This is a genomic window from Bradyrhizobium sp. WSM1253 (genome assembly GCF_000244935.1).
In the GTDB taxonomy this organism is placed as follows: Bacteria; Pseudomonadota; Alphaproteobacteria; order Rhizobiales; family Xanthobacteraceae; genus Bradyrhizobium; species Bradyrhizobium canariense.
Genome location: NZ_JH600073.1, coordinates 5,621,003 through 5,636,863, shown reverse-complemented (window position 1 = coordinate 5,636,863; position 15,861 = coordinate 5,621,003). Strand labels below are relative to the sequence as shown.

14 protein-coding genes and 1 other RNA gene are annotated in these 15,861 nt (G+C 63.6%); 7 read left to right on the top strand and 8 right to left on the bottom strand.

The features are described from left to right. Positions 1-16: 16 nt before the first annotated feature. The 3 genes from ruvA to BRA1253DRAFT_RS27940 form a co-directional block, all read right to left on the bottom strand. The gene (gene ruvA / locus BRA1253DRAFT_RS27950) at positions 17-634 is read right to left on the bottom strand and encodes a Holliday junction branch migration protein RuvA (protein WP_007599970.1); all 618 of its coding nucleotides are present in this window, start codon (positions 632-634) and stop codon (positions 17-19) included. Next, the gene (gene ruvC / locus BRA1253DRAFT_RS27945) at positions 631-1,158 is read right to left on the bottom strand and encodes a crossover junction endodeoxyribonuclease RuvC (RefSeq protein ID WP_007599969.1); all 528 of its coding nucleotides are present in this window, start codon (positions 1,156-1,158) and stop codon (positions 631-633) included. The genes ruvA and ruvC overlap by 4 nt, the downstream gene beginning before the upstream one ends. A gap of 71 nt (positions 1,159-1,229) precedes the next feature. Then, positions 1,230-1,976, bottom strand: a complete 747-nt coding sequence (locus BRA1253DRAFT_RS27940) for a YebC/PmpR family DNA-binding transcriptional regulator (RefSeq protein ID WP_007599968.1) — start codon at positions 1,974-1,976, stop codon at positions 1,230-1,232. Positions 1,977-2,182: 206 nt separating this feature from the next. Here BRA1253DRAFT_RS27940 and BRA1253DRAFT_RS27935 point away from each other — a divergent pair, with 206 nt between their 5' ends. Both BRA1253DRAFT_RS27935 and BRA1253DRAFT_RS27930 read left to right on the top strand, forming a co-directional pair. Then, complete coding sequence (locus tag BRA1253DRAFT_RS27935; RefSeq protein ID WP_007599967.1) at positions 2,183-3,931, top strand: methyl-accepting chemotaxis protein; 1,749 nt, start codon at positions 2,183-2,185, stop codon at positions 3,929-3,931. Between the two features lie 109 nt (positions 3,932-4,040). Further along, a complete protein-coding gene (locus BRA1253DRAFT_RS27930; RefSeq protein WP_007599966.1) occupies positions 4,041-5,465 on the top strand; it encodes a methyl-accepting chemotaxis protein in 1,425 nt (474 codons plus the stop codon). A gap of 693 nt (positions 5,466-6,158) precedes the next feature. Here BRA1253DRAFT_RS27930 and BRA1253DRAFT_RS41795 read toward each other — a convergent pair. Then, complete coding sequence (locus BRA1253DRAFT_RS41795) at positions 6,159-6,407, bottom strand: hypothetical protein (protein ID WP_007599964.1); 249 nt, start codon at positions 6,405-6,407, stop codon at positions 6,159-6,161. Between the two features lie 107 nt (positions 6,408-6,514). Further along, on the bottom strand, positions 6,515-6,778 hold the full coding sequence (locus BRA1253DRAFT_RS45355) for a hypothetical protein (RefSeq protein WP_007599963.1): 264 nt from the start codon (positions 6,776-6,778) through the stop codon (positions 6,515-6,517). A gap of 178 nt (positions 6,779-6,956) precedes the next feature. Between BRA1253DRAFT_RS45355 and BRA1253DRAFT_RS41785 the strand changes: the two genes are divergently transcribed. The 5 genes from BRA1253DRAFT_RS41785 (at position 6,957) to BRA1253DRAFT_RS27905 (ending at position 13,887) form a co-directional block, all read left to right on the top strand. Further along, entirely contained in the window at positions 6,957-7,292 is a 336-nt protein-coding gene (locus BRA1253DRAFT_RS41785) for a hypothetical protein (protein WP_245285968.1), read from the top strand. Between the two features lie 266 nt (positions 7,293-7,558). Continuing rightward, positions 7,559-9,448 carry an ABC transporter substrate binding protein gene (locus BRA1253DRAFT_RS27920; RefSeq protein WP_007599961.1) on the top strand — a complete coding sequence of 630 codons (1,890 nt, stop codon included), beginning with the start codon at positions 7,559-7,561 and terminating at the stop codon, positions 9,446-9,448. A gap of 448 nt (positions 9,449-9,896) precedes the next feature. Beyond that, positions 9,897-10,361, top strand: coding sequence for a (2Fe-2S)-binding protein (locus tag BRA1253DRAFT_RS27915; RefSeq protein WP_198288264.1), 465 nt, complete (start codon positions 9,897-9,899; stop codon positions 10,359-10,361). A gap of 8 nt (positions 10,362-10,369) precedes the next feature. Then, complete coding sequence (locus BRA1253DRAFT_RS27910) at positions 10,370-12,547, top strand: xanthine dehydrogenase family protein molybdopterin-binding subunit (protein ID WP_007599959.1); 2,178 nt, start codon at positions 10,370-10,372, stop codon at positions 12,545-12,547. Beyond that, on the top strand, positions 12,544-13,887 hold the full coding sequence (locus tag BRA1253DRAFT_RS27905; protein ID WP_007599953.1) for a cytochrome c: 1,344 nt from the start codon (positions 12,544-12,546) through the stop codon (positions 13,885-13,887). Before BRA1253DRAFT_RS27910 ends, BRA1253DRAFT_RS27905 begins: the two co-directional genes overlap by 4 nt. Positions 13,888-14,045: 158 nt before the next feature. On the opposite strand, the gene BRA1253DRAFT_RS27900 is transcribed toward BRA1253DRAFT_RS27905, so the two are convergent. The 3 genes from BRA1253DRAFT_RS27900 to ssrS all read right to left on the bottom strand — a co-directional run bounded on the left by BRA1253DRAFT_RS27900 (position 14,046) and on the right by ssrS (position 15,814). Continuing rightward, complete coding sequence (locus tag BRA1253DRAFT_RS27900) at positions 14,046-14,870, bottom strand: TIGR00282 family metallophosphoesterase (protein ID WP_007599952.1); 825 nt, start codon at positions 14,868-14,870, stop codon at positions 14,046-14,048. After that, positions 14,848-15,444: a 5-formyltetrahydrofolate cyclo-ligase gene (locus BRA1253DRAFT_RS27895; protein ID WP_007599951.1), complete on the bottom strand. Its 597-nt coding sequence runs from the start codon at positions 15,442-15,444 to the stop codon at positions 14,848-14,850. Before BRA1253DRAFT_RS27895 ends, BRA1253DRAFT_RS27900 begins: the two co-directional genes overlap by 23 nt. Positions 15,445-15,654: 210 nt before the next feature. Then, a non-coding RNA gene (ssrS, locus tag BRA1253DRAFT_RS41780) (6S RNA) lies at positions 15,655-15,814 on the bottom strand. Between the last annotated feature and the right edge of the window lie 47 nt (positions 15,815-15,861).

Genomic DNA, 15,861 nt, shown 5'->3' with positions numbered 1-15,861 from the left:
TTGGCGCGAGCCGCACTCACTTCGACAGCTCCTTCAGGCCCAGCCGGATGAGCTGCGCAGTCTCGGCGCTCTCGCCCGCGCTGCGCGAGGCCGATGCGATCGCGGCCGCAGCCTGCGGCTGGCCGTAGCCGAGATTGACCAGTGCGGAGATCGCATCCGCGACCGGCCGCGGGGCGCGCTGGTCATCGACAGCGCCGGCGAGGTGCACGACCGCCGGATCGACATTGGAGAAGGCCGGCGCCTTGTCCTTCAATTCGGTGACGATGCGCTCGGCGACCTTGGGACCGACACCGGGCGTGCGCGTCACCGCAGCCTTGTCACGCAACGCGATCGCGTTGGCGAGATCGGACGGCTGTAGCGTGCCGAGCACGGCGAGCGCGACCTTGGCGCCGACGCCCTGCACGGTCTGGAGCAGGCGAAACCACTCGCGCTCCTGGTCGCTGCGGAAGCCGAACAGTTTGATCTGATCCTCGCGAACATAGGTCTCGATCGACAGCACGGCGGCCTCGCCCGGCGAGGGCAGATGCTGCAGCGTGCGCGTCGAGCAATGCACCTGATAACCGACACCGCCAACATCAAGGATGACGAAATCCTCGCCGTAGGAATCGATCAGGCCCTTGAGCTTGCCGATCATAAGCCTGCCACCTTCAGCCGCAGCGCGGTGCTCTGGCGATGATGGGCGTGGGTGATGGCGATGGCGAGCGCGTCGGCGGCGTCCGCGGACGGCGGATCGGCCTTCGGCAGCAAAATCTTGAGCATCATCGCGATCTGCTGCTTGTCGGCGTGGCCGGCGCCGACCACCGTCTTTTTCACCTGGTTCGGCGCGTATTCGGCAACACTGATGCCGAACATCGCGGGGGCGAGCATGGCGACGCCGCGGGCCTGGCCGAGCTTCAGCGTCGCGACGCCGTCCTTGTTGACGAAAGTCTGCTCGACCGCGGCTTCCATCGGCTTGTGACCGGACAGGACGGCGGCGAGCCCCTCATGGATCGCGAGCAGCCGGCTCGCCAGCGGCAAATCGTCCGGCGGCTCCACCGAGCCACAGGCGACGTAGATCAGGCGGTTGCCCTCGGCCTCGATCACGCCCCAACCGGTACGGCGCAAGCCAGGGTCGATGCCGATGATGCGAACGGGGCCACGAATCGGGAGCGTCGTCATGAGCCAGTGATAGCGGCTGGCTGCCGTGGGGGAAACAGAAACAGAACGAAAGTAACAGGGGAAGTGGCCCCCTACCCGCCCATCTTCGCCAGCAGCGCGTCCGACACCTCGAAATTGGCGTAGACGTGCTGGACGTCGTCGTGCTCGTTCAGCAGGTCTATCAGCTTGAGCAGCTTCTCGCCGGTCTCGTCGTCGACCGCGACCGTGTTCTGCGGCTTCCAGATCAGCGCGGCCTTGCGCGGCTCGCCGAACTTGGCCTCCAGCGCCTTGGCGACGTCGCGATAGCCTTCGGTCGAGGCGTAGATCTCGTGGCCGCCTTCGCTCGAGATCACGTCGTCGGCGCCGGCCTCGATCGCGGCATCCAGCACGGCATCGTCGGAGGCGACGCTGCGGTCGTATTCGACGATGCCGGTGCGATCGAACATGAAGGACACCGAGCCGGTTTCACCGAGATTGCCGCCGGACTTGGTGAAGAAGGAGCGGATGTCGGAAGCCGCGCGGTTACGGTTGTCGGTCAGCGCCTCGACGATAACGGCAACGCCGCCGGGGCCGTAACCCTCGTAGCGGATTTCGTCGTAATTCTCGCCGTCATTGCCGAGCGCCTTCTTTACGGCGCGCTCGATATTGTCCTTCGGCATGTTCTCCTGGCGCGCCGCGGTGATGGCCGCACGCAGGCGCGGGTTCATGTTGGGGTCGGGCGTCCCCAGCTTGGCCGCGACGGTGATTTCCCGCGCCAGCTTGCCGAACAGTTTCGACTTCTGGGCATCCTGCCGCCCCTTGCGGTGCATGATGTTCTTGAATTGGGAATGTCCGGCCATGCGTGATCTTCTCTAGGGGAATCGTGCGCCAAGGTGAGCGTGGGAAGCGCGGCCTTATAGGCCGCCACCCCACTGGAAAGAAAGAGGCTCTACGACTTTAAGGTAACACCGTACGGGCCCGTGCCTAGATGTCAGGCATCGTTAACCCTGATTTCATTCCAGCTTGCGAAAATAGCGCCCGACCGTCCCCCGACAAGAGAGAGCTGATGGCGTTCGGACTATTTCGGAAGCGTCTGCCGGACATGGCTGCAACTGCGGCCGCCCCGCAGGCTGCGCAGCCGGCGGCCCATTCCGAGTCTGCCGTGGCCGTCGAAAGCGATTCGGCCAAAGAAATCCTGGAACTGCTGGAACTCGAGCTGGGCGCGATGATTCGCCAGCTCGAGCGCGCCGCCAATTCGGTGGCCGGCGGTGCCGAGGCGACCGCCACGACGCTTGCCGCCATTCGCGACCGAACCGACGCCCTGACCGGCCGGACCAACGCCGCGCAATCGAACGCCTCCACCTTCGCCCATGCCGCCGACAAATTCACCCAGTCGGCGCTGGGCATCGGGGCCCAGGTACGCGAGGCCGGCAAGCTCGCCGACGAGGCCAGCGCCGCGGCACAGGAAGCCCGCGCCAATGTCGACCGCTTGCGCGAATCCTCGGCCGCCATCGGCAACGTCGTCAATCTGATCGCACAGATCGCACGGCAGACGACGCTGCTCGCGCTCAACTCGACCATCGAGGCCGCGCGCGCGGGCGCTGCGGGAAGAGGCTTTGCGGTCGTCGCCACCGAGGTCAAGGCACTCGCGGTGCAGACCCAGGGCGCGACGGAGGAGATCACCAAAAAGATCGACGCGCTGCAGCGCGACGCCGCCGGCTCCGCGGATGCGGTGCACCGCATCTCGCAGGCGATCGAGGCCATCCGCCCGGTCTTCGAGACCGTCAACGGCGCGGTCGCCGAACAGAACGCCACCACCAGCGAAGTCTCCGGCAACGCGACAAGCGCGTCGGAGTTCATCATCTCGGTCGGCGAAAGCGCGGCCGAGATCGATGCCGCGACCAAGGCGGCCGAGAGCCACGGCGAGAACGTCGCCAGCGCAGGCAAGGCCGTGACCGCCTTCGCACAGAAATTGAAATCGCGCTGCGCCGTGCTGCTGCGCCAGAGCGAGCACGACGACCGCCGCAAGACCGAACGGCTGCCCTGCCATCTCAAGCTCGAAACCGCCCGCGGGGTGCTGCCGGTCTACGAGATAGCGATGGACGGCGTGCTGATCGGCGGCGCGGACGCGGGCCGCCTTGCATCGCAAGCCATGATCGAAGGCACCCTCGAAGGCGTCGGCGCCTGCCGCCTGCGCGTAGTCGAGCAATCCAAGGCCGGCGCCCGCGCGCACTTCGTCCATCCCGATGCAGCGCTCAGCGAGAAGATCGAGGACAGGCTCTGGTCGATCCACGAGGAAAATACGGAGTTCGTCACCCGCGCCATGGAGGCCGGTAACGCGCTGACCGGAATCTTCGAGCAGGCGATTGCCCGCGGCGAGGTGAAGATCGACGAGCTCTTCGACACCGATTATGTCGAGATCGCCGGAACCAATCCACAGCAGTACCGCACCAAATATCTCGACTGGGCCGACCGCGCGCTGCCGGCGTTCCAGGAAGCCTTTTTGGCAAAGGACCCGCGCCTGGCGTTCTGCGCCATGGTCGATCGCAACGGGTTCCTGCCGGTGCACAACAGAATCTACTCGCATCCGCAGCGGCCGGGCGATGCCGCCTGGAACACGGCCAATAGCCGCAACCGGCGGATGTTCAACGATCCGGCGGGGTTGGCCGCCGCGCGCAACCTGCGCTCGTATCTGGTGCAGAGCTATGCGCGCGACATGGGCAACGGCAATACGGTGATGATGCGCGAGATCGACGTTCCGATCCGCGTGCAGGGCCGGCACTGGGGCGGATTCAGGACGGCCTACAAGCTCTAGTGCGCGCTCAGGCAAGACGCCAACGCGCGAATCACCTCTTAAGACCGGAATTGGAATGGGAATGCCGCGGAGAGCCGGCGAACGGCTCTGACTGGAGGACTCTCAAGACATGTCCGTCGTACAACTTGCAGTACTGGACACCGGCTCCAACCGAACACTTTCCGAACGGCTGATCGATCAGCTCGCCGACCGCATCGGCGGCCTCGGCGTGGAACTCGCTGACATCGCCGGCAACGTCCAGGAAGTCGCAAGCCGCGTCGCGAACCAGTCGGAGCGGTTCCATCACCTGCAGGAAACCGCCGAGACCATGGTCTCGGCCAATCACGACATCGCCAATGCGTCGCAGGCGGTGCAGACGACCACGTCAGCGGCGGTCGGCGAGATCGCGCAGTCGCGCGGCGCAGTCGACGCCGCGGTCAGCCACATCTCCGAGCTCGTTGCAGCGGTGGAGCGGATCGAGGCGCGGCTCAGCGCCGTCGGCTCCGCGCTGGCACAAGTCGCAAAAGTGTCCGGCTCGATCGAGGCGATCGCGAAGCAGACCAACCTGCTCGCGCTCAACGCCACCATCGAGGCGGCACGCGCCGGCAATGCCGGCCGCGGCTTCGCGGTGGTCGCAAGCGAGGTCAAGAACCTCGCGGAAGCCACCCGCCAGGCCACACACCAGATCTCCGACACCGTACGCGATCTCGACGGCCAGATCGAAGGCCTGATCGGCGAGAGCAGCGATGCCTCGCAGCGCGCGAAGACGGCCGGCGAAGGCGCCCAGCGGATCTCCGGCATCATCTCGCGGGTCCAGCAGGGCTTCGCCTCCGTGGAAGCGGAGATCGGCAGCGTCACGCGCGCCGCGACCTCCAATCTCGGACATTGCGACACCGTCATCAGCGAGCTCAACGAGCTCGCCAAGGGCGTCGACCTCTCCTCGCGCGATCTCAAGAACGCCGATCAGCGCGTGACCAAACTGCTCGACACGTCCGAAGGCCTGATCGCGCTGATCGCCGACAGCGGCGTCGAGACGTCGGATGCGCCGCTGATCCGAATCGTGGTCGAGACCGCCAAGCGGATCTCCGACGAGTTCGAAGCCGCCATCGGCCGCGGCGAGATCACGCTCGACCAGTTCATGGACGAGAATTACCGGGAAATCCCCGGCACCGATCCCAAGCAGTACAACACTGGCTATGTCGACTTCACCGACCGCGTGCTGCCCGCGATCCAGGATCCGATTCAGAAGTCCGATCCCCGCATCGTGTTCTGCGTCGCCTGGGCCAAGGGCGGCTATCTGCCAACGCACAACCCGAACTACCGTCTGCCGCAGGGCAAGGATCCGGTCTGGAATAATGCCAATTGCCGCAACCGCCGCCTGTTCACCGATCGCGCGGTGCAGAAGGTCGCAGCCAACACCAAGCCGTTCCTGCTGCAGACCTATCGCCGCGACATGGGCGGCGGTCAGTTCGTGCTGATGAAGGACCTGTCCTCACCGATCATGATCCACGGCAAGCACTGGGGCGCCTTCCGGATGGGCTTTCGGCAGAGCTGAGGACCGCTCCAGCGGCCCTTGGGTCAAAAAAACCTGAAAAACAACCCCATGCACAGTAGCCGGGGCGAGCGGAATCAATGGCTTAAGTGCCCGATAAATCCGTGGGCTTAGGCGCTCGTAAAGTGGTTGCGCCGTCGGGCAAAACAGGTGCATACTGCTATTATTCCGAAATCTTCAGCCCCTCTTCTCCCCTTCCGAGAGAAGCCGATTTCGATAGGCCGCGCGCTGTACGGCGTTCCGGGCCTACGCTGAGGTGGCCCGGTAGCTGTGCTTGGCAATGAACGGACTACTTCTTTTGCTCGGTGGTCGTCGCGGCGCCGGTGGTGGTGCCGTCGCGTGCGTCCCGCCGCTCGTCGCGTCCCGTACGCCGTGCTTGCCGCCGCTCCGTGCGGCCGGCGCGGCGCTCCTGCCGCCGCTCTGTTCGCCCGCTGCGCCGCTCCTGGCGGCGTTCCGTACCCGACTTAGGCGCGTCCACTGGCGGCGTAGTAGGCGCGGCGGCTGGCGCGGTGGTTTGAGCAACAGCCTCTGAGGCCGCAAAAATTGAGGACGAAGCCACAAGCCCAAACACCCCTGCGTATCCAAGGAAAGTGAGTGCGTTGCGACGACAGACCTGTTTCGGCTCCGAACGTTCATTCATGTTCAGGCTCCCGGTTGCTGCCCCGTCAGAGCATGTCACCAGCGTCCGTGGCCTAGCTATTGATCTGGATCAACTTGTTTCGGTGCTTCAAGCCACGTTGGGATTTCGGTCGATGGGATCGACACTCTCGGAAAGTGAGGGATGATAGTCCCTGCAGTGACGATCAGTCCGTCGTTGAATTTGGTGCGCGCAAAATCCTTAGCTGCTGCTTCGCTTTCAAACGTGTTCGTTAGACGCGGATGTCGCCGCCTTGACAGTGTGCCGTCCGGCGGCACTTCAAAAGTGACATACCAAGTGTGTTTCATGCCCTAATGCCGCCCCGGCGGTACTAGTGACTATCCCCGCCAGACCAAGAAAAGCCGCCACCGGGACGAAACGATGACGGCTTCTTGCTGGCTTGCGAAACCGGCCTTTACCGCCCGGCTCCAACGCGGTTGACGCCACCATTCGCATTGCCACCGGCGTTATGACGGACTGCGGCGCGCGCCACCGGGCGCGGCCTGAGCACGACGCCTGCCCGGGCAACGCAACCCGCGGGATATTCTACGTACTGGCAGTAAATCACAGCCTTGGCTGGGGTTGGACTAAGCGACAGGGTTGCAAGCCCAAGCAGGCCGCTGGCGGCAATGCCCGCGACCGTCGCTGACTTGATCGAAAGAAGCTTCCTCGGATGCATGGCGGACCTCCCTCTTCGCACTTGCGTCACCGAAAGGTGACGGAAGCCGCCTCAGGTGCGGCTGAACATAGCGTAGGCGTGGCAGTGCGCGGGTTCGATTGATCTACATCAAGCCCACGCGCACAGGGAGCCGCAATCTCGCGAGCGGGGCTCAATGAATTCATGGAAGGGTTCCATCATGCTCCGCTATATTCTCGCTCCTCTTGCCGCTTTCGTTTTGCTCATCGTCTGCTTGATCCCCGATGACGCCGAGGCTCGGCGCGGCGGAGGTGCCTATCGGGGCGGCGGCGGTTACCGCGGCGGTGCGGTCGCAGTTCGAGGACCGCGGGGCGGCGGCGCTGTTGCAGTGCGCGGCGCAGGCTACCGTGGCTACGGCTATCGTGGCGGCTATCGCGGCTACGGCTATCGAGGCTACGGTGTAGGAGCGGCAGCGGTCGGCGCGGCTGCCCTTGGCACTGCTGCGTACCGCCGCAGTTGCTACGATGCTTACGGGAACTATATTTGCGCCTATTAATCCGTGGCGACGCGGCGATAGCGCAACTTGGCCCTCTGTGCGCGCAAGCAAGCGCTGGCGGTGACCGTCCGACGATGGCGACCCTGCGCCATCGGTCTGCAGGTACTCTGGACGACGTGGCGTATCGCGGGGACCGCGCGACGCCCCGCTATGAAATCTTGCGGACTGTTCGTGTCAGAATTGCCCCGTAGTTTCCCTTGTCTCCGCTTGTTGATAATCTGATCGAGCGGATACGGTACTCCACTTGGATCGGGGCTCGGAGTGCGATGCTTTTCTGGCTGCCTCACTCATGGCGAACCTGTCGCGTGCGGAGATTCACCGCTGCGTTGACCGTCGCATTTTTGATCGCGACGACAGGCCAAAGTCATGCAGCTGATCCAGCGCCCAAACGTGTTCTGATGCTGCATTCGTTCGGCCTTCGGTTCAAGCCCTGGACCGTTTATGCAGAGGCCATTCGATCCGAAATAAGTCGGCGCAGCAACGTGGAGTTTCAGGACCACTCGCTTGTGGTTGCTCGCCTGAGTAACGACAAATCAGATGGTCCGTTCGTCGAATATCTTCACGCCCTTAATGCCCAGCACCCGCCCGATCTAATCATGTCCATTGGCGCCCCAGCCGCCAATTTTGTCCAGCGACACCGAAAAGAGCTTTTCCCAAATACGCCGATGGTCTTGACGGCTGTGGAGCGGCGGCGCGTGGCCTTCGATAAATTGGGCGAAAATGACACCGTGGTAGGGTCGACCAACAACACCATCGAGTTCTTCGAAAACATTCTGAGTGTTTTGCCTCTAACAACCACGATTGCAGTCGTAATTGGAGCATCTCCAAGCGAAACGTATTGGCTGGAAGAGACGCGCCGACGAACCGCGCCGCTGGCCGGGCGAGTACAAATTCGATACTACAATGAACTTTCATTTGAAGAAATTCAGAAGGACGCAGCGACCCTCCCGCCACATAGTGCGATCTTCTGGCTCTTGCTGAATGTTGACGCCGCGGGCGTGGCGTATGAGGGGCCCGGCGCGTTACTCCAACTTTCCAAGGTGGCCAACGCGCCGATCTTTACTCACGACCAATCTTTTTTTGGAGACGGCATCGTCGGTGGCCCCATGCATTCCGTGATTGAGCAAAGCACCAAAGCCGCCAAGGTCGCGCTTCGCATCCTCAATGGCGAAAAGATCGCCGACATCAAGCCATCATTCGTTGACGTTGCATCTCCCATATTCGACTGGCGACAAATGCAGCGGTGGGGAATTGCCGAGCGCAATCTGCCGCCCGGTAGCGCCGTCTACTTCCGGGAGCCCACGTTGTGGGAGCGATATTGGTGGCAAATCACATTCACTATCGCGCTTGTCCTCGCGCAAGCGGGACTGATCGCGCTTTTGTTATTTGAACATCGTCGTCGGCAATTCGCCGAAGTACAGTCGCGACAGCGCATGACTGAACTGGCTCACGTTAATCGCTTCGCGACCGCTGGTGAACTGACCGCCTCGATTGCTCACGAGATCAACCAGCCGCTGGGGTCTATTCTGACGAACGCTGAAACCGCAGCCGCGATCCTGCAATCGCAGCGTCCCGATATCGCTGCACTTTCCGATGTTGTTGAACTCAGGGAAATTGTGAACGATATTTTACAGGATGACCGGCGCGCCACCGAGGTCATTCGCAGGATGCGCAGCCTCCTAAAGAAGGCGCCGTTCGAATTGAAGCAACTGGACCTCAACGAGGTAGTGCAAGAGACGGTCAGATTTCTTTCGGCGCTAACCGTCAGCCGAAAATTCGAAATGGTCAACGTGATCACGTCCGATGCGCTACCGATCCTCGGCGACCGCATTCAGCTTCAACAAGTCATTTTGAACCTTGTGCTGAACGGGGTCGAGGCTATGAAGGACACGTCTCACGAAAGCCGCACTATCAGCATCCGGAATGCGCGCGCCGATCAGTTTGCCGAGCTATCCGTATCAGATCGCGGACCCGGCATTCCAGAAGACAAATTGAAACAGGTTTTCGAGCCGTTTTACACCAGCAAAGCGGAAGGCATGGGCATGGGCTTGTCCATTGCGCGCACCATTATCGAAGCGCACAACGGATTCATATCAGCGAGTAATCGGGAGCACGGCGGTGCCTCGTTCACGATCAGGCTCCCCTTTGTCGGTTGATCCACAACGGCGCCCATACGCGGACAGAGACCCCTCACCCGAGTGAGCCTGCGTCTACCGGCGTCGCTGTCCTCTCTCACAAGGGGAGAGGGCACAACAATGAGTTGCTGCAATTGATCGCGTCAGAAGTCCGCGTCGCCGTCTGACTTCCACAATCGCACGACTTTCGTCATCGCATGATTTTGCGCATTCGCACGATCATCTGCGGCGATCAACGGCGCATGTGAAGCAAAAGCGTCAAAACATGACGATTATCATATCAATTAGCCCAAAATCACTGCAGCGACCGCCGCACAAATTCGTGAACGTCATGGCCTGACCCGCTCGCTGCGCAAATATGCATTGCCGGAAATGTCGACGCTTCATCGTTTCGCATCGATATGATTATTGTGCGCGCAAATTCGCTGACTAGATCGCCGTAAGCGATCGCGCGAGCAAGGGGATGCATATGGCAACTGTTCTCACCATCAATGGCGAAACGAAATCGTTCGACGCGCCACCTGACATGCCGCTGCTGTGGGTCCTGCGTGACGTCCTTGGGATGACGGGCACCAAGTTCGGCTGCGGCATCGCTCAGTGCGGCGCCTGCACGGTGCACGTCGATGGCAAGGCAGTACGCTCCTGCGTCTTGCCGATCAGCGCGGTCGCGAACCGCGCCATCACCACGATCGAGCATGTCGGCAGCACACCGGCCGGCGCAAAGGTGCAGAAGGCCTGGCTCGATGCCGAAGTGATCCAGTGCGGCTATTGCCAGTCCGGTCAGATTATGGCGGCCGCGGCACTGCTGGCGGCAACGCCCAGCCCGGACGATTCCGACATCGACGCCGCGATGGCCGGCAACATCTGCCGCTGCGGCACTTATGTGCGCATCCGCGAGGCCATCAAGCTGGCCGCCTCCGGCCGTCAGTCGTGAGGTCCGCCATGATCACCGACAAGACTCTTCCTGCCGTTTCCCGCCGTGCGCTTCTGACCGGCGGTCTCGCCACCGGCTTCCTGCTCGCCTTCCACCTGCCGCTGCGCGCCGCCGTCAACGAGCCGGAGCAGCCGCGCGACACCACTGACGGCAAGTTCGCGCCGAACGCCTTTATCCGAATCGAGGAGACCGGCCGCACCGTGCTCCTGATGCCGCAGGTCGAGATGGGCCAGGGGGTCTATACCTCGATTTCGATGATCCTGGCCGAAGAGCTCGATGCCGATTGGGCAAAGGTCGCGGTGCTGCACGCGCCGCCCAACGACCAGCTCTACGCCAATCCGGCGTTCGGCCTGCAGGCGACCGGTGGTTCAACCTCGATCCGTGCCTGGTGGAAACCCTTGCGCTCGGCCGGCGCCAGCGCGCGAGCGATGCTGGTGCAGGCCGCAGCGGCGCAATGGCAGGTCGAGCCCGCAAGCTGCACGACGTCGAAAGGCGAGGTCGTGCATGCCGCAAGCGGCCGCAAGCTCGGCTATGGCGAACTGGCCCTGGCCGCACAGGGCCAGACGCCGCCGAAGGACGTTTCGGTCAAGGACCCCAAGGACTTCGTCATCATCGGCCAGCCGCTGAAGCGGCTCGACACGCCGGACAAGGTCAACGGCAAGGCCGTGTACGGCATCGACGCGATCCTGCCCGGCATGAAGATCGCCGCGATAGCCAATTGCCCGGTCTTTGGCGGCAAGGTCGGCAAGGTCGACGACAGCGCGGCGGTGAAAATCCCGGGGGTGCGCAAGGTCGTGGTGCTCGAGGACACGGTCGCCGTGATTGGCGATCACATGTGGGCCGCGAAGAAAGGCCTCGATGCGCTCAAGATCGAGTGGAACGAGGGACCGAACGCGAAGCTCAGCACAAAGGATATCTGGCAGCATCTGCGCGCCGCCAGCGAGAAGGACGGCGTGGTCGCGAAATCGGTCGGCGACATCGCCAAGGGGCTCGCAAGCGGCGACAGGTTCGAGGCGAGCTTCGAACTGCCGTTCCTTGCGCATGCCTCGATGGAGCCGATCAACGCCACCGTTCACGTCAGGCCTGAAGCCTGCGAGATCTGGACCGGCACGCAGATCATGACGCGCGTGCAGTCGGAGGCGGCGAAGGCCGCGGGCCTCCCGGTCGACAAGGTGATCGTCAACCAGCATCTGCTCGGTGGCGGCTTCGGCCGCAAGCTCGAGCCGGACATGGTGGTGGCCGCCGTGAAGATCGCAAAACAGGTCGACTATCCCGTGAAGGTGATATGGACCCGTGAGGAGGACATCCAGCACGACGTCTACCGCCCGGTCTATCGCGACCAGGTCACGGCATCGCTGGTCGACGGCAAGGTCGCAGCGTGGAAGTACAAGGTCGCCGGCTCAGCCGTGCTGGCGCGCTGGCTGCCGCCGGCGTTCCAGAAGGGTATCGACATCGACGCGGTCGATGCCGCCGTGGATGCGCCCTACGACTTCGCCAACTTCCATGTCGAATATGTCCGCGCCGAACCGCCGGCGGTGCCCACCGGCTTCTGGCGCGGCGTCGGTCCGAACAACAACGTGTTCGCGGTCGAATGCGCGATGGACGAGCTGGCGCGCAAGGCCGGCAAGGATCCGGTCGAATTCCGCCGCTCGATGCTGACGAAGAATCCGCGCATGCTCGCGGTGCTCAATCTCGCCGCCGAGAAATCCGGCTGGGGCCAACCGCTGCCCCCGCGCGTCGGTCGCGGCGTCTGCGTGCAGCCGTCGTTTGCGAGCTTCCTCGCCACCGTGGTCGAAGCGGAGATCGACGATATCGGCGAGATCGTGCTCCGCCGCATCGTCTCGGTGGTGGACACCGGCATCGCGGTCAATCCTGACACGGTGAAAGCGCAGATCGAGGGCGGCCTGGTGTTCGGCCTCACCGCCGCGCTCTACGGCGAGATCACCATCGAGAAGGGCCGCGTGCAGCAGTCGAATTTCCACGACTATCGCATGATGCGCATCAACGAGATGCCGAAGATCGAGGTCGTCGTGGTCAAGAGCGGCGAGGCGCCCGGCGGCATCGGTGAGGCCGGCGTCAATGCCGGACCGCCGGCGCTGCGCAACGCCATTTACGCGGCAACCGGCGTCGCGCTGCGGCGCCTGCCGATCGATCGGAAACTGCTGGCTGCGGGGAAAAAGGCATGAGCGGCAAGATGCGTATCCTCACTGGCATCGTCGTGATCGCCATCGTCGCGGTGGTATCAGGCGTCTGGATCATCCGCGGGCCCGGCCCGCTCGACTTCGCCGGCGGCCCCAAGGTGGCGCTGGCGGATTACCGTGCCGGCAAGCCGGCCGGCGTGCCGGCGAAGTTCGAGAAGGCGAGCCTGGTCGAACGCGGCGAATATCTCGCAAAGGCGGCCGACTGCATGGTGTGCCACACCAAGCCCGGCGAGAAGGACTATTCCGGCGGGCTCGGTTTCAAGCTGCCGTTCGGCACGCTCTATTCCACCAACATCACGCCGGACAAGGACACCGGCATCGGCAATTATAGCGACCAGGATTTTCTCAACGCCGTCCAGCGCGGCAAGCGCCATGATGGCGCCCGGCTCTATCCGGCGATGCCCTACACGTCCTACACCTATATGACAGACGAGGACGTGCTGGCGGTGAAGGCCTATCTGTTCAGCCTGCCGGCGGTGCGCGCGAAGCCGCCGGAGAACACGCTGTCGTTCCCGTTCAATCAGCGCTGGGCGATGATCTTTTGGTCGGCCGTGTTCAATCCCGACACGCGCTTTGCGCCTGATACGTCGAAGAGCCCGGAGTGGAATCGCGGCGCGTATCTCGTGGAGGCGCTGGCACATTGCGGCGAATGCCACACGCCGCGCAATCTCGGCTTTGCGCTGGACAACAGCAAGAAATTTGCAGGCGCGATCACGGCCGGCTGGCGCGCCTTCAACATCTCCTCCGACAAGGCCACTGGTCTCGGCAGCTGGCGCGACGAGGACCTGATCTCCTATCTGTCGCTCGGCCATGCGCCGGGCCACGGCTCGGCGTCGGGTCCGATGGGTGAAGCGGTCGACCACAGTTTCAGCCAGTTCGCGCCTGAGGACATAAGCAGCATCGTCGCTTATTTGCGCAGCGTGCCGCCGCAGCCCTCGCCCGACCTGCCCGCAACCATCGCACCCATTGCGCCCGCCTCGCACAAGGACGGCGTTACGGCGGACGCGCGCGGCAAGAAAATGTTCGCCAGCGCCTGCGCCAGCTGTCACGGCTGGAGCGGCGAGAGCCCGGTCTCGCCGATGGCGACGCTGACCGGCACCTGGGCCGTCAACGACCCCGCCGCCACCAACGTGGCGCAGATTGTGCTGTCCGGCACCAAGCGCCACACGCCCGACGGCGCGCTGTCGATGCCGGCGTTCGGTGAGGCGTATAGCGACGACGAGATCGCGGCGGTGGCGAACTATGTCACGGCGCGGTTCGGGACGAAGGGGTCGAAGCTGACGGCGAAGGACGTGGCGGGGTTGAGGGAGCAGACGGCGGAGTAGGCCCCATTGTCGTCCTGGCGAAAGCCAGGACCCATTACCCCAACTGTCTGTTTGGCGCGATGCCCTCGACCGCGAGCCTGCCCATTACCACGGCCGGTGGTAATGGGTCCTGGCTTTCGCCAGGACGACACTGAGTGTGTGGCGAGCTACGCGAGAACTCAGCTCAACCAGAATTTCGGCGTCGCCGGCTCCAGCCGGCCGCCCGCGCGCACCGGTGCAATCCGCAGTGCGAGCCCTGTCGCGTCATCGGTCTCCACGGCGACGCCGCTGAGCGTCGCCGCGCCCGCCGCCGGCTCGAAGCGGCCTGACGGGATTCCGGAGGTGAACCTCCGCAGCGGCTCTTCCTTCTGCATGCCGATGATGGAATCGTAGTCGCCGGTCATGCCGGCATCGGTCATGTAGGCGGTGCCGCCTGACAGGATCTGGTGGTCGGCGGTCGGCACATGGGTGTGGGTGCCGACGACGAGGCTGGCGCGGCCGTCGCAGAAGAAGCCGATGCCCTGCTTCTCGCTGCTCGCCTCGCAATGGAAGTCGACGACGATGGCGTCCGCGGCGATGCCGAGCGGGCAGGCGCCGAGCTCGCGCTCCAGCGCTGCGAAGGGATCGTCGAACGGGGTCATGAAGACGCGGCCCAAAGCGTTGACGACGAGCGCATGCTTGCCGTTCTTGGTCTCGACCAATGCGGCGCCGCGGCCGGGCGTACCGCGCGGATAGTTCGCCGGCCGCACCAAACGCTCGGCGCGCTCGATGAATACGAGTGCTTCGCGCTGGTCCCATGAGTGATTGCCGAGCGTCACCGCGTCGGCGCCGGCATCGAGAAACTCCTGATAGATCGCTTCCGTGATGCCGAAGCCGCCGGCGGAATTCTCGCCGTTGACGACGACGAAATCGAGCGACCAGTCCTTGACCATGCCGGGCAGATATTCGGCGATGGCATTGCGCCCGGCACGGCCGACGACATCACCCACGAAGAGAATGCGCAACTTCAGAACTCCGGAAATCGAATACGTCGGATTCCGTTAGCACATAATCCAGCGCGACGTCGTGGGATAGTGCCGGAACCGCCTTGATCTCCTGCGCTGCAAAAGCGAGCCCGATGCCGACGATGGTCTTGGCTTTTCGCAGATGCGCGAAGGTGTGGTCGTAGTGCCCCGCGCCATAACCGATGCGATGGCCGAGACGATCGAAGGCAGCGAGCGGCGTCAGCATGATGTCGGGAATGACTTCAGCGGCCCCAGGCGACGGCTCGGGAATGCCGAGCGGGCCGAGCATCAGGCAATCGTTCGGATTGAAGATGCGGAAGATCAGCGACTGGCCGCGCGCGGTGACGCAAGGCAGCGCCAGCCTGGCACCCTGCTCTGCGAGCGTCTTCAGTAGCGGCATCGGATCGATCTCGCTGCGGATCGGCGAATAGCCTGATACGATGCTGCCAGGCAGGAGCTGGAACGGCAGCCCGCGCTTGGCGAGATTGGCGGCGGCGGCGGTGCGTTTCTTTTCGCTCAGCGCATCGCGCGCCGCGAGGGCTTTGGCACGGAGTTCGGCTTTGGTGTTGGTCATGCGCGTTTGCTCCGAAGGCGAAGTCTTGCTCCGCTGTCATCGCCCGCCTTGTGCGCCCTTGCGCACTGGGGCGGGCGATCCAGTATTCCAGAGACGCCAGTAATCAAATTTCGACGCCGCGGCGTACTGGATGCCCCGGTCAAGCCGGGGCATGACACCTGTTGAATTGGCCGCAGTCGTTTCAACAGGCACAAACCAAGCAAACAAAAGTGCGAAGCCGCGAACGCCGTTGAAGCACTCGATCCCGGAGTTCCCTACGAAAGTAGGTGGGCACCATATGTCCGAGCCCACGGGCCCGGCCAGGGACAGTTCCCTAAAGGATCGATAAGGCCCCGGGGATAATGGCTCCTGACGCGCGTCGCAGCCCCGCTCGGGCAATGTAACAACGATGCTGACGAATCGCCAGCCCGGTGAAGG

Bases quoted from the DNA above. Each gene is read 5' to 3' on its own strand.
- ruvA (WP_007599970.1), bottom strand. From the start codon at position 634: ATGATCGGCAAGCTCAAGGGCCTGATCGATTCCTACGGCGAGGATTTC.
- ruvC (WP_007599969.1), bottom strand. From the start codon at position 1,158: ATGACGACGCTCCCGATTCGTGGCCCCGTTCGCATCATCGGCATCGAC.
- BRA1253DRAFT_RS27940 (WP_007599968.1), bottom strand. From the start codon at position 1,976: ATGGCCGGACATTCCCAATTCAAGAACATCATGCACCGCAAGGGGCGG.
- BRA1253DRAFT_RS27935 (WP_007599967.1), top strand. From the start codon at position 2,183: ATGGCGTTCGGACTATTTCGGAAGCGTCTGCCGGACATGGCTGCAACT.
- BRA1253DRAFT_RS27930 (WP_007599966.1), top strand. From the start codon at position 4,041: ATGTCCGTCGTACAACTTGCAGTACTGGACACCGGCTCCAACCGAACA.
- BRA1253DRAFT_RS41795 (WP_007599964.1), bottom strand. From the start codon at position 6,407: ATGAAACACACTTGGTATGTCACTTTTGAAGTGCCGCCGGACGGCACA.
- BRA1253DRAFT_RS45355 (WP_007599963.1), bottom strand. From the start codon at position 6,778: ATGCATCCGAGGAAGCTTCTTTCGATCAAGTCAGCGACGGTCGCGGGC.
- BRA1253DRAFT_RS41785 (WP_245285968.1), top strand. From the start codon at position 6,957: ATGCTCCGCTATATTCTCGCTCCTCTTGCCGCTTTCGTTTTGCTCATC.
- BRA1253DRAFT_RS27920 (WP_007599961.1), top strand. From the start codon at position 7,559: ATGCTTTTCTGGCTGCCTCACTCATGGCGAACCTGTCGCGTGCGGAGA.
- BRA1253DRAFT_RS27915 (WP_198288264.1), top strand. From the start codon at position 9,897: ATGGCAACTGTTCTCACCATCAATGGCGAAACGAAATCGTTCGACGCG.
- BRA1253DRAFT_RS27910 (WP_007599959.1), top strand. From the start codon at position 10,370: ATGATCACCGACAAGACTCTTCCTGCCGTTTCCCGCCGTGCGCTTCTG.
- BRA1253DRAFT_RS27905 (WP_007599953.1), top strand. From the start codon at position 12,544: ATGAGCGGCAAGATGCGTATCCTCACTGGCATCGTCGTGATCGCCATC.
- BRA1253DRAFT_RS27895 (WP_007599951.1), bottom strand. From the start codon at position 15,444: ATGACCAACACCAAAGCCGAACTCCGTGCCAAAGCCCTCGCGGCGCGC.